The 12,390-nt window shown below is 49.4% G+C and carries 11 protein-coding genes; 8 read left to right on the plus strand and 3 right to left on the minus strand.

Annotated elements, in window-relative coordinates; genetic code table 11:
* Window positions 1–68 precede the first annotated feature (68 nt).
* The 6 genes from BN162_RS13785 (at window position 69) to BN162_RS13810 (ending at window position 6,735) form a co-directional block, all read left to right on the plus strand.
* Window positions 69–995, plus strand: coding sequence for an AEC family transporter (locus BN162_RS13785; protein WP_020225694.1), 927 nt, complete (start codon window positions 69–71; stop codon window positions 993–995).
* A gap of 42 nt (window positions 996–1,037) precedes the next feature.
* Window positions 1,038–2,480 (plus strand): M81 family metallopeptidase, encoded by a 1,443-nt coding sequence (locus BN162_RS13790; RefSeq protein WP_040452203.1) that lies wholly within the window; start codon window positions 1,038–1,040, stop codon window positions 2,478–2,480.
* A 44-nt stretch (window positions 2,481–2,524) separates the two neighbouring features.
* Window positions 2,525–3,103, plus strand: a complete 579-nt coding sequence (locus BN162_RS13795; RefSeq protein WP_020225696.1) for a hypothetical protein — start codon at window positions 2,525–2,527, stop codon at window positions 3,101–3,103.
* Between the two features lie 257 nt (window positions 3,104–3,360).
* Entirely contained in the window at window positions 3,361–3,816 is a 456-nt protein-coding gene (locus BN162_RS13800) for a PTS sugar transporter subunit IIA (RefSeq protein ID WP_020225697.1), read from the plus strand.
* Window positions 3,817–3,864: 48 nt separating this feature from the next.
* Window positions 3,865–5,322 carry a M81 family metallopeptidase gene (locus BN162_RS13805; protein ID WP_020225698.1) on the plus strand — a complete coding sequence of 486 codons (1,458 nt, stop codon included), beginning with the start codon at window positions 3,865–3,867 and terminating at the stop codon, window positions 5,320–5,322.
* A 12-nt stretch (window positions 5,323–5,334) separates the two neighbouring features.
* Window positions 5,335–6,735: a M24 family metallopeptidase gene (locus tag BN162_RS13810; protein WP_020225699.1), complete on the plus strand. Its 1,401-nt coding sequence runs from the start codon at window positions 5,335–5,337 to the stop codon at window positions 6,733–6,735.
* Between the two features lie 149 nt (window positions 6,736–6,884).
* Here BN162_RS13810 and BN162_RS13815 read toward each other — a convergent pair whose 3' ends face one another.
* Complete coding sequence (locus BN162_RS13815; protein ID WP_020225700.1) at window positions 6,885–7,778, minus strand: LysR family transcriptional regulator; 894 nt, start codon at window positions 7,776–7,778, stop codon at window positions 6,885–6,887.
* A 145-nt stretch (window positions 7,779–7,923) separates the two neighbouring features.
* On the opposite strand from BN162_RS13815, the gene BN162_RS13820 reads away from it, so the two are divergent.
* The gene (locus BN162_RS13820; RefSeq protein ID WP_020225701.1) at window positions 7,924–9,768 is read left to right on the plus strand and encodes an FAD-dependent oxidoreductase; all 1,845 of its coding nucleotides are present in this window, start codon (window positions 7,924–7,926) and stop codon (window positions 9,766–9,768) included.
* 151 nt (window positions 9,769–9,919) lie between these two features.
* Here the strand turns inward: BN162_RS13820 and BN162_RS13825 are convergent, their stop codons facing one another.
* Entirely contained in the window at window positions 9,920–10,357 is a 438-nt protein-coding gene (locus BN162_RS13825) for a GNAT family N-acetyltransferase (RefSeq protein ID WP_020225702.1), read from the minus strand.
* Window positions 10,358–10,492: 135 nt separating this feature from the next.
* Window positions 10,493–11,356 (minus strand): LysR family transcriptional regulator, encoded by an 864-nt coding sequence (locus tag BN162_RS13830; protein WP_020225703.1) that lies wholly within the window; start codon window positions 11,354–11,356, stop codon window positions 10,493–10,495.
* Window positions 11,357–11,487: 131 nt separating this feature from the next.
* Between BN162_RS13830 and BN162_RS13835 the strand changes: the two genes are divergently transcribed.
* A partial coding sequence (locus BN162_RS13835; protein WP_040452141.1) for an NAD(P)/FAD-dependent oxidoreductase occupies window positions 11,488–12,390 on the plus strand: 903 nt, incomplete at its 3' end.

Consider the following 12,390-nt stretch of genomic DNA (forward strand, 5'->3'; position numbering starts at 1 on the left):
TCACTGCCCAAGACTCAAACCCAACAGAGAGAGTACGATGGGGCAGGGTCAGGAAATCAGGGAGGATTATGACAACGATTTTAATCAATACGCAGCTTACCATTGTCACCTATCTGATCGTCGGTTTTTTCTTATCCAAAACCGGTCTGATCGACGGACAGGCACAGCTGTTTATCTCTAATCTGACGATCAACGTCCTGCTTCCCGCCAGTGTTTTTACTTCCTTTCTGACCGGGATGTCGATGGACCTGTTGATTTCGCTGGGAACCATTTTGATCCTGGCGATTTTGCTTGAAGTCTTTTTGAGTCTGGCTAGTAAAATACCCAGCTCGCGTTTTACACCGAGTGAGGCCTGTGTAGCTCATTATGGTTATCTTGTCAGCAACGGCGGCTTAATCGGCACGCCGGTCATTGAATCCCTGTTTGGACCGGTCGGCGTCATGTGCTGCAATGTCTTTATGATTCCGACACGAATTATGGCGTTCAGCGCGGGGGAAAGTATTTTCAATCCTTCGCTGAAGCGAACACCGAAAGCGATTCTGTTTTCCATACTGACCAATAAAATTCTCGTTGTGATGGCCCTGGGGTTGGTGATGATCGGTTTCCATCTGTCCCTGCCCTCGCCGGTTCTGACAGCTTTGCAGAAGATCGGCGGCTGCCTTGCACCGTTTTCACTGATTTTGGTGGGAAGCATGCTGGCGCAGAAAGTGAAGCTGAACGCGGCGATGATTAAAAATGTCGCCTGGATCACCCTGATACGGCTGCTGGCCATACCGCTGGCGGCTCTAAGCATCTGTCTGCTTTTGCACCTGGATTTTCAGACGACGGCGGTGATCACGCTGCTGATGGGGATGCCGGTCGGCAGTTCCTGTGCCAGCTTCGCAAAGAAATATCGCGGTAATGAAGCCTTCGCGTCAGCGGTTGTACTGATCTCGACGCTGCTTTCTACCATGACCCTAGTTTTATTGATGAAATTGATTGAGCTCGCATTTTGATGGAATGTAAGAATCAAACAAAAGAAAGAAGGAAAGTCCATGATGAAAGTTCTGGTCGGCAGTTTTACCACTGAGTCCAATGCCAAAGCCCCATACAAAACCTTAATTCAAAATTATGATCTGGCAACCGGCGAGGCGCTGATCGATGTGATGGAAATTCGGGAAGCCTTTGCCGGGAAAAAGGTAGAGATTATCCCGGGTGTCTATGCCAATGCCAACGCGGCCAGCGTCGTCGATAAGAAAACATTTTTGCTGATTGAATCCATGCTTTTAAACAGTGTACGGGAACATCTGCATGAAATCGACGGGATTTATCTGCATCTGCATGGCGCCAGCTGGGTTGAGGAAATCGGCAGCGGCGACCATCACATCATTCAGGAAATCCGCCGTTTAGTCGGCCCATATCTGCCGATCGCCGTTTCCTGCGATCCGCATGGAAATCTGACAAAAACATATGTCGAATCCCTGCAGATTCTGCGCAGTTATCGTGAAAGTCCGCATACCGATGCCATGGAAACCCGCCGTCAGGTAGCGGAAATGTTGTGCGATTTGATCCAGCAGCGGCAAACGATTCATGCCGTTTATCGCAAACTGCCGTTAATTCTGGGCGGAGAACAGTCAGTTTCGGCGGATGAACCGGTTCGTTCCATTAACCGTTATATGGATGAGCTGGAACAGGATCCGCGCATCCGCAGCGTATCCTGGCATGTCGGCTATCTGCGTCATGACTGCCCGGAAGCCGGCTGCGGCATCGTAGTCGTACCGCAGAAACAGGAAGATCAGGCCTATGCGGAAACACTGGCTGACCAGCTGGCCGAATATGTTTGGAATAAACGGCATGAGTTTCATTATACCGGCTTGACGGCCGAACCGGAAGAAGCACTGACGATGGCTTTAAATTTTGAAGGCAAGCCGTTTGTGATCACTGATTCCGGGGATAATACAACCTCCGGTGCTACCGGCTGGAATACCTTTGTCCTCAGGCAGTTCTTAGCTGTCAAAGATCTGAAAAAAACGGTCCTGTTTGCTTCTCTCTGTGATCCGCAGGCGTTTAAGCAGCTGGCAGCGGCGGATTTGGAAGAAACGGTGACGCTTGCGTTAGGCACAGGTTATGATGAATTGTCAGCGCCGGTCTCCCTGACATGTAAGCCGCTGGCCCGGGCGCCGATTCCGATTTCGCATGGCGAGGTGACAATCGGAACACGTGGGGAAGGAATCCTGGCGCATGTTGAGAACACCACCCTTGATATTCTTGTCGCTGATCAAACGGCTCGCGTTACCAATGAAAGTCTGTTTGCGGCTTTTGGTATCGATTGGAAAGACTATGATATCACAGTATTGAAACAAGGCTACATTTTCCCGGATTTTAAACAGGGAGCACAAGGCTATGTGATGTCGCTGACCGACGGAGCGACGCCGCAGGATACCCGGCATATTCCGTTTAAATTAATTCAGCGCCCGATGTATCCGATTGATGAAATATAATTCGGGCCGGACTCAACCCTAGAAGCGAAAGCGAGGAAGAAACCATGACTAAAAGGAAAGCAAAGTTAAAAACTTCAAAGCCGAAAACCAAGACGGCCTATCCGGATATCAACGGAATGTTCATTTATCATGACTCACTGCATCGGATTGTCTATGCGCCGTTATTCTCCAAGCGCGGCTATTTGATTCCCAAAAGTCAGATTGATGAGTTTTACCGCTATACGCAGCGGACGATGATTTCTGTCTTTATTGGACTGGCAGCGACCGTGTTGCTGGGAATGAATGCCTTCGATGGTTTCTTTCTCGGTTTTCTCGTCTACCTCGTCTGGACCGGTTATTTTTCAGTTAAATTTTTAAATCAGCTGGCGACGGTTGAACCTTTTGTCCGTCCGAAAAAAGAAAATTATTTCATTACGCTGTCACGCAAATATTCCGTGCCGACCTTTGTGGGGTTGATTGGACTGAGTCTGATCTTTGTCCTGCTTATCGGAATTTACACGTGGACAACACCGCTCAGTAGCACGGAGTTTTATACCAATCTGATTCTGATCGGCGGCGTCGGTCTTTTCGCCGCTGTGCATGGAATCGGTTTGTTTCTGCAGCTGCATGCGGCGCGGGCCTGATGATGGAGATCACATCGGATCGAGCCTGACAAAGCCGTGATGAAAGAAATTAAAACAAGGTCTTTCTGCCGTGCTGAAAGCAGCGGTATTCAGACATTGTGAAGAAATATCAGTAAACTCAAAGAGTTGACTTTCAAGGTGGGATCGCTTACAATGAGTTCAAGGTTGGACTGTTATTGTTGATTCAACAAGCATAACCAATTTGCATTCAGTTTTAGGCTGTCTTGCAGATTGGTTTTTATTATTTGGGAGGTTTTATGACAGAATGGATTGGAAGCCCTGTCGCGGGCAAGGGAAAGCGATTAGAAGAACTGAATGATGAAATGTTTGCCAGCCGGGCATTGGGCGACGGGTTTGCCGTCAAGCCTCCGGAATTGTTTGCGAAAAAGGAAGTGGTCAGTCCGGCGGAGGGCGAAGTCACGATGGTTTACGAAACAGGGCATGCCTTGGGCTTGCTGACAAGCGGCGGTCATGAACTGCTGATTCATATTGGAATTGATACGGTAACGTTAAAAGGAGTACCGTTTGAAACCAAGGTGAAGGTCGGAGATCATGTTAAACAAGGCGATCTGTTATGTCTTGCAGATTGGAAGATGATGCGCCGGCACGGCTGTGATACCGATGTGATCGTGATCGCTCTGAACAGTGAAATCGGGAATCTGGCGTCCTCAGGCAAACTGAATGCTCTGGATCCGATGTTTGAAATCATGTAAAGCAGCACCTCAACTTAAGTCAAAATAAGCAAAGGAAGGATGATACGGATGAAGAAAAAAGTATTGATCGGCGAGTTTATCACAGAATCCAATGCCAATGTTCCGTTTAAAAATGAAATCACAGCTTATGATATCGCGTTCGGTGAGGAAGCTGTTGAAAAGATGCAGGTCGGCGACATCTTTGAGGCGGCTGGGATTGAAATCATTCCCGCGGTTTATGCAGTATCGGGATCGTCTGGTGTGATCAAACGGCATACTTTTGATTATATTGAAGCGTGTTTTATCAATGCGGTAAAGGCCCATCGGGATGAAATCGACGGCATTTATCTGATGCTTCACGGCGCGAGTGAGGTTGAAGGTTTAGGTTCGGGGGATCATCATATTTTGAAACGGATACGTCAGCAGGTCGGTGCTTATGTACCGATTACGATTGCCTGTGATCCGCATGGCAATTTGTGCCGTGAATATGTGGAAGCCGCAACTGTGATCCGCAGTTACCGGGAGAGCCCGCACACCGACGCCCGCGATACAAAGCGGAAGATGGCTCATCGGGTCTGCGATCTGATCCGCAATCCTCAGCATATTCATGCGGTTTATCGCAAGCTGCCGTTGATCCTGGGCGGGGAACAGTCGGTGTCGGCCGATGAACCGGTGCGCTCGATCAATGAGTATATGGATCAGCTGGAACAAGACCCGCGCATCCTGAGTTGTTCCTGGCATGTCGGCTATATTCGGCATGATACCGATGTGGCTGGCTGCGGCATTGTCGTGGTTCCGGCAACCGAAGCTGATCAGCAATATGCTGAAACCATCGCTGATCAGCTGGCGGAGTATGTCTGGAAGAAGCGTCATGAGTTCCATTATACCGGCCGGACAGCCCAGCCGGAGGAAGCCTTAAAACTGGCGCTGGAATATCCGGGGAAACCGGTAGTCATCACGGATTCCGGGGATAATACTACTTCCGGGGCAATGGGCTGGAATACGGGGATTCTGCGGCAGATGCTGGCTGTGGAGCACTTAAAGAAAAGTGTCCTTTTTGCCTCAATCTGTGATCCGACCTCATGGAAGCAGCTGAATCCGCTGGCTGAGGGATCTACGGCAAAGATCACGCTGGGCGTGGGCTACGACGCATTGTCAGCGGGAGTTGATTTGGAAGTCCGTGTGAAATCCAAAGGTGAGATCATACGTCTGGTCAGCTTAGGGACCGAGAGCCATTACAAAGTATTCGGCGCCTGTGTTGTCGTGAATATCGTCGGTACCCCGATTGATGTGATTGTGGCGAATCACAGGCAGTCGTATGCCAATGCTATTCAGTTTGAGAAGGCCGGCGTGGATTGGAAAAATTATGACATCACAGTAGTCAAGCAGGGATATATTTTTCCAGAGCTGAAAGACAAAGCTGAGTTTTACGTCATGTCGCTGACGGAAGGGGCGACGCTGCAGGATACTGCGCACATTCCATTTCATCGGATTCAGCGGCCAATGTTCCCGATTGATCAGATTTAAAAGGAGCCGAGTATGAGAAATTTGAAAATTGAATATAAAACCGTAAAAGCACCGCAGCCGGACGCTCCCTCTGCCCCAACAGCTTTAACCCAGGCTACGATGGAAGAACGCAAGGCCAAAGTTTTGCGGAAAATGAAAGAACGAGGAATCGAACAGCTGATTGTTTATGGCGACGTCGAGCATGGCGGAAACTTTGAATATTTGGTTGGCTACTTCACGCGCTTTGAGGAAAGTCTGTTGATTCTTAAACAGGATGGCGCGATGACGCTGATGCTTGGCAATGAGAATATGAATAAAGCGTCCAAGGCTCGTTTTCCGGCTGATGCTGTGCATGTTTCACTGTTTTCTTTGCCCAATCAGCCCAACCGCACCGATAAAACGCTGCCCGTCTTGTTGGCGGAAGCTGGGGTGCAGCCCGGGGTACGTACCGGAATCGTTGGCTGGAAAATGTTTACCAGTCCGATTGAACACAACAAGCAGCTGTATGATCTTCCAGCCTACGTCCTGTCCGCGATTGAACAGGTCGTTGGAAATTCCGGTTTTTGCAGCAATGAAACCGATCTGTTTATCGGTGAACAAGGCGTGCGGACAACCAACAATGCCAATGAGATTGCGCATTATGAATTCGGCGCGGCCTTGGCTTCTGACTGTATTTTGAAGGCGATGGATAAACTGGAAGTGGGAACCACGGAAATGGAATTGGCAGATGCTCTGGTGCGGTGGGGTCAGCATACCAGTGTTGTCACGATTGCCGCCAGCGGCCCCCGGTTTATTCAGGGAAATATGTTCCCGAGCGCGAATCGTGTAAAAGTAGGAGATCCGATTTCTCTGACCGTCGGCTACCGCGGCGGATCATCCAGCCGGGCAGGTTATGCTGTGCATCACCAACAGGAATTGCCGCAGACTTGTCGGGATTATCTGACGCGTGTAGCAAAACCTTATTTTGAAGCCTATGTTCAATGGCTGGAAACTATTCGGATAGGACTGAGCGGCAAAGCCTTATTCGATAGGATAGAAGAAGTTCTGCCGCGAAAAGAATATGGATGGAGTCTGTGCCCAGGACATTTAACTGCGGAAGAAGAATGGATGTCCTCGCCGGTTTATGAAAACTCGCAGGAAATCCTGACCAGCGGCATGATCTTTCAGATTGATATTATTCCTTCAGTTTCCGGTTATGGCGGTGTCAGTGCGGAAAGTACTGTCGTTTTGGCTGATGCCCATCTAAAACAGCAGCTGCGTGAACAATATCCTGAGATGTGGCGGCGGATGCAGCAGCGGCGGACTTATCTGATCGAAGAATTGGGGATTGCCTTGTCTGAGGATGTGCTTCCGATGTGTTCCACAGTGGCTTATCTGCGTCCTTATCTGCTGAATAAAGATCAAGCTCTGGCTGTTGAAGCTCAATCAATTTAAAATAAGGATAGCTTGAAAATCAAAAAGAAAAACAATAAAAAAGAAAGCAAGATTGGGGAAAAACCTCGATTTGAGCTTTCTTTTACTTTATCTTCGATCAGAACAGGATGACTTGAGATAAGAAGAATCGGACTCTCTGAAAATTTAAATCAAAGGGATTGTGTTTTGACAGCGAGAACATAACGAATAAAATCCATTTCGATTTCACTCAGCCGATGATCTTTCAGGTAACAGAAGTAAATATCCCAATTCAGATCCGGATCTTCAAATGGAATCAAACGGACATCTGGGAAACCGGGACAACCTTCTTTGCTGAGGATACCGATGACCGCATGATTCTGAGCGAAAATGTTGCGGTAGGTGCTGACGAGATAACCGCTGGTTGGGATCAGTACGGGCTTGGCCTGAACTTGGGAGGCTTTGCTTTGAAGCAGATGATACGTCTTAAACTGCGGTCCGGCACAATGAATGGGCTGTTGATCCAAATCTGAGATTGTCAGCCTCGTTTTATCATAGAACGGATGATCAGGACTGACCATTAAACACAAGGGAAGGTTCTTTAAAAGACTGCTTTCATAACGCTGCGGCTGCTGCGGCAAACCGACAGTAAACAGAAAGTCAGCCTTTCCTTCCAGAACATTCTGTTCTGCCACAAGATCAGGATAGCCGTCAAATTGAATCTCAATGTTCGCATGCTCGGCAAGAAAATCCTCGATCAGCGTGGGCGAAATGGACTCCATCGTTTGATAGGCAATCGCTATGCGCAGCGGAACAATACCTTCTTTGGTAATCGAGCGGATCTTATACAATCCGGACTCAAAGCTGGATAAAATATCAGTGCAAATCGGGAAAATAGCTTTCGCGTAAGGGGTCAAAGCAACACCGTTTGGAACTTTGACAAATAACGGAGCGCCCAGCTCCGCTTCCAGGGTTTTGATACTTTTGGACAGCGCCTGCTGGGTGATGTAGAGTTTGCCTGCCGCCGCGGAAATATTCAGATCTTTGCAGACTTGAACAAAGTAGGTCAGATTTCGGATTTCCATGTTTCTCTCTCCCTTTTCCTTATTATAAATGAAATCGGATTCAATTTCAGGGTATCCGTTGGGAAAGAAAGTTGAGAAAAAGAAAACAAAAGTTGTTAGAGAAATAACAAATGGAAATTTATAATGAAATCAGGAGGAAAGAAAAATGAAGAAAGGATTTTATTGGGCACTGAGCGCTCTGCTTGTTTTGTCTTTGAGCGCCTGTACCGAAAAAACACCATCGGCAACGGAGGATTCGTCCGCAAAGCAAGCCTTTACGGCAGGGACCTATACAGCTGAGGCTGAAGGGATTCGCAGTACGGTAAAGCTGGCAGTTACATTCAGCGAAAACAAAATTGAAAACATTGAGATTTTACAACAGGGAGAAACAAAAAATATTGCGGATGCTGCTTTTGAACAAATTCCGCAGGCGATCATCGAGAATCAGTCGTTGGCAGTGGATGTAGTATCCTCGGTTACAATGACAAGCCGGGCTGTTTTGAACGCTGTGGAAGAGGCTTGCGTCCAGGCCGGCGGAAATCTGGAACTGTTAAAAACACCGCTTGTACAGACTCAGACCCAGGAAGAGGTGAATGCGGATGTGGTCGTTGTCGGAATGGGACTGGCCGGAATCACCGCTTCGATGAGTGCTTTGGACGCCGGGGCTACCGTTGTTGCGGTGGAAAAAGCCGGCGCAGCAGGCGGATCTTCCAAGTATTCAGGCGGCTTTATCACCGCGGTGGGTTCCCAACAGCAGCAGGCCATCGGTTATGATCTGGATGTGGATGGCTATATGGATTACTTCAACAGCTGTGAAGATCAGTCGGTGAAACCGGATGAAACCGATCGCGAAGCCGTCCGGGCGATGATCGAAAGGTCAGCCGCCGATCTGGAATTTTTAGAGAATCATGGCGTGGGGATTGCCGGACCGGATGGATTCGGCGGTGACTTTACAGTCTGGCATTATCCATCCACGCGGACCAGCGCCTTCGATGGGGAAGCCGGCGGAGCGGATCATATCGCAGCGGGCATGGAGTGGCTGGAAGAAAAAGAAAACTTTTCAATCTACTACAATACCCCGGCAACTAAAATCCTAACAGATGATCAGGGAAATATTACAGGTCTTTTATGCGAGAAGAAAGATGGTTCCACGCTGACCGTTCATGCCAAGGCTGTTGTCTTAGCGACCGGCGGCTGGGCAGCCAGTCCTGAACTGATGGAACGCTTCTGCCCAGAATTTCCAAGTAATTGGATTTTGCCTTATACCACGGCGGCGATGACCGATACCGGCGACGGAATTCGCATGGCGGAAGAACTGGGCGCGGCCGTTTATGAAGACGGTTGGTGGATGGATCTGGCGATCGGCGCGGATGCCGGAGGGTATTCTACCTATTTCCCGAACACGTTGAACAGCCTGATCAATTACGCGAATTATTTCGTAGTGGATAAAACAGGCAATCGGATCCTGAATGTCAACGCACTGTACGGTCCGCGTTCGATTGCCTTTGCGGACGCGATGGAACGGACGGGCGAGATCTTCTCCATTTTCACGGAGGAAGGATTTGCTTCCGGTATTGAATTTATTGAAACAAACAACCGCATCGACGATAAAACGGTATATAAAGCGGATACGTTGGAAGAGCTGGCGCAGAAGACCGGGATGGATCCGCAAGTGTTTGCGGACCAGGTAGATCGGTATAATGATTTCTGTGCTCAGGGCGTTGATGATGATCTGGGGCAGACGACACTGATTCCGATTCATGAAGGTCCCTATTATGCTGTCAGCATCAAGACCATTACCATGGGAACGATCGGCGGCTTGAAGACCAATGAGAATAATCAGGTGGTTGCGGACGACGGAACGACAATCACCGGGCTGTATGCGGCCGGGGAACTGATCAATGGCAAGTATTTCAATCAGGTCTATGTTTCCGGTGATGCTCAGCTGTTGTGCACGGATTCTGGAATCCTGGCTGGAGCGGAAGCGGCGGCTTACGCTTTAGCTGAATAAGCATGACTTTATTAACAAGCTGATAAAAAAGAAGCCTTTGTCTGGCAGTACGGAATCCAGACAGCGGCTTCTTTTCGTTGTAAAATCAATGGAAAGCAGGATTTGTGAAGGAAAAAGACTGAACTTATCAGGCTGAGTTCAGAAAGGCTTGCTACTTCTGCTTCAGTTCCATGCGGTAAAAACTGCCGGGTCCCAAATGCGTCGTCATCTGGAATGTTTTTGTCATCGTAAACCCTGCTTTTTCATAGCACCGAATCGCCCGCTGGTTCCACGTCCGGACTTCCAGATACAGAGATTTCTTAGGCCAGCGTTGTTTTGCGATGGCGATGGCTTCACGGGTTATTGCCGTTCCCAGACCTTGAGAACAAGCCTGCGGATGAACGCCGATCCCAAAGAAAATGGCATCGGACTCCTCCAATAAATTAACGAAGCCGATCAATTGTCCCTGCAAGCAGAAACTGAGATAATGTGTGAGCTGCTGGGGCGATAACCGCGAAAAGTCAGGCTCATTGTAAAGCGCATAGTCCTCAGGATATTCCCATTCTGCGATCGCGGCGGCTTCTGCCAACGTCATTGTATGATATTCCATAGAATTCCTCATTTCTTGTTTTATTGAAGCCAGTATATCACTGAGAAAGGCCTGCGTCAAAACGAAAGACTGTTGCTTCTGATGGAGGATCAGAGGATAAATAACAGGCCGGAAAGAGAATGCCTTTGTCAGCTGTCAACCGCATGAGACCGGCGGGAAAATCTCGTCGATCAAGCGGTCGGCATGCGTCTGTTTTAGGTAGACGAAATTAAACTCCCGCTGTTCGCTGAGACCGTCCAGCTTAAAGGTGGTAATGTCGGGGTGACCGTCTGCCACAGCGGAATAGGCAAAGGAAATCCCCAGGTTTTCACTGACCATGCGGACGATTAAGGCGAAGTTGTTGACGCAGATCACCCGGCCGATCTGATTCAGGGCGAAGCCGCATTCCTGAAACGACTTCTCAAAAATAGCCCGGGTTCCCGATCCGATTTCCCGCAGGATCACGCTTTGATCCGCCAGTTCCTCACATTGAACCTGACGTCCGGCAAACGGATGAGTGCGGTGGCACATCCCGACAAACGGAGCGGCTTCAAAGCAGCGGTAGGCATACCGACTTTTGTCAAAGCTGCCCTCGACGAGAGCGAAATCCAGTTCTTCCTGATCCAGTCGGTGAAGCAGCTGCTGCGTATTTTCCACGACAACCTCCAAAGTTCGGTCAGGTCGTTTTAAAAACTGGCACAGGTCTTCACCGATGATGAATTCGCCGATTGTTTTGGTTGCTCCGATGCGGATGCTCAAGATCTTGGGGGCCGATAATTCCTGCCGCATCCGCTGATCGTTATACATTGCGACGCGCGCATATTCCGCCAGCTTTTCCGCTTCCGGCGTGCGGGATAAACGGCTGCCGTCATAGGTAAACAGACGACAGCCATATTCACGCTCCAAAGCATGAATCTGTTGGGTGACGGCTGGCTGACTCAGCTTCAGCTGTTCGGCGGTGCGGCGGTAATTCATCAGCTCATAGAGCGTTAAAAATGTGGGAATGCGATAATCAATCATGGTTTCACCTCATAAGAAAAATGAATCAGCAGATAAGTATTAACAATTTTCTTTTATTATAGCGCCTATGCTATAATTTTACAATGTGAGGGGCTTAACAATATCGTAAGTCCCGCAAGGAGGAAATAGGAATGAAAGTAATCGTGATCGGCGGCGTTGCGGCAGGGACCAAAGCTGCGGCGAAGATCAAACGGCAGGATCGCAGTGCTGAGGTCAAAATTTTGACCAAAGGCAGCGATATCTCCTATGCTGGCTGCGGCCTTCCGTATTATGTCGGAGGTCTGATTGAAAGCCGGGAACAACTGATTGTCAACACCCCTGAAAAGTATACCGGGCTGACGGGAGTGGAAGTCGTCACCGGCTGTGAAGTCACCGGCGTCGATTTTTCGGCGAAGACGCTGACCGCTCAGCGGGCGGGTCAAACGACAATGGAAACTTATGACAAACTGGTGATTGCGGTCGGGGCTGCTCCGATTGTGCCATCTGTACCGGGGGCAGATCTGCCGGGCGTCTTTACGATGCGGACGCCGCAGGATGCGATTGATTTAAGAACTGCGATTGAACAGCCGCATTGCCATAGTGCCGTGGTGGTTGGCGCCGGCTTTATCGGTCTGGAAGTCGCTGAGAATTTAAAAGCCCAGGGGTTATCCGTGACGGTGATTGATGCGGCTGATCAGATTCTGCCGAACCTCTTTGACCCAGAGATGGCAGAGCTGGCTCGCCGCCGTCTGCGTCAGGCAGGGATCCGTGTATTGACGAATACGCCGCTGAGTGCTGTTACCGGAACAGAACGGGCGGATGGTGTTATGGCCGGAGGCAGCCGCATCAGTGCGGATCTGGTTGTCTTGGCTATCGGTGTTCGTCCGGCAACCGCTTTCTTAGCTGACAGCGGATTAACGATGGTCAAGGGCGCGATCGTGGTCGATGAAAGAATGCGCACGAATATTCCGGATGTCTATGCCGCTGGGGACTGCGTGATCGTTGCCAACCGCCAGACGCATCAGCCGCAGGTTTCAGCGATGGGTTCGACGGCT

The organism is Holdemania massiliensis AP2 (assembly GCF_000327285.1).
Lineage (GTDB): Bacteria > Bacillota_I > Bacilli_A > Erysipelotrichales > Erysipelotrichaceae > Holdemania > Holdemania massiliensis.

Bases quoted from the DNA above. Each gene is read 5' to 3' on its own strand.
- BN162_RS13785 (WP_020225694.1), top strand. From the start codon at position 69: ATGACAACGATTTTAATCAATACGCAGCTTACCATTGTCACCTATCTG.
- BN162_RS13790 (WP_040452203.1), top strand. From the start codon at position 1,038: ATGAAAGTTCTGGTCGGCAGTTTTACCACTGAGTCCAATGCCAAAGCC.
- BN162_RS13795 (WP_020225696.1), top strand. From the start codon at position 2,525: ATGACTAAAAGGAAAGCAAAGTTAAAAACTTCAAAGCCGAAAACCAAG.
- BN162_RS13800 (WP_020225697.1), top strand. From the start codon at position 3,361: ATGACAGAATGGATTGGAAGCCCTGTCGCGGGCAAGGGAAAGCGATTA.
- BN162_RS13805 (WP_020225698.1), top strand. From the start codon at position 3,865: ATGAAGAAAAAAGTATTGATCGGCGAGTTTATCACAGAATCCAATGCC.
- BN162_RS13810 (WP_020225699.1), top strand. From the start codon at position 5,335: ATGAGAAATTTGAAAATTGAATATAAAACCGTAAAAGCACCGCAGCCG.
- BN162_RS13815 (WP_020225700.1), bottom strand. From the start codon at position 7,778: ATGGAAATCCGAAATCTGACCTACTTTGTTCAAGTCTGCAAAGATCTG.
- BN162_RS13820 (WP_020225701.1), top strand. From the start codon at position 7,924: ATGAAGAAAGGATTTTATTGGGCACTGAGCGCTCTGCTTGTTTTGTCT.
- BN162_RS13825 (WP_020225702.1), bottom strand. From the start codon at position 10,357: ATGGAATATCATACAATGACGTTGGCAGAAGCCGCCGCGATCGCAGAA.
- BN162_RS13830 (WP_020225703.1), bottom strand. From the start codon at position 11,356: ATGATTGATTATCGCATTCCCACATTTTTAACGCTCTATGAGCTGATG.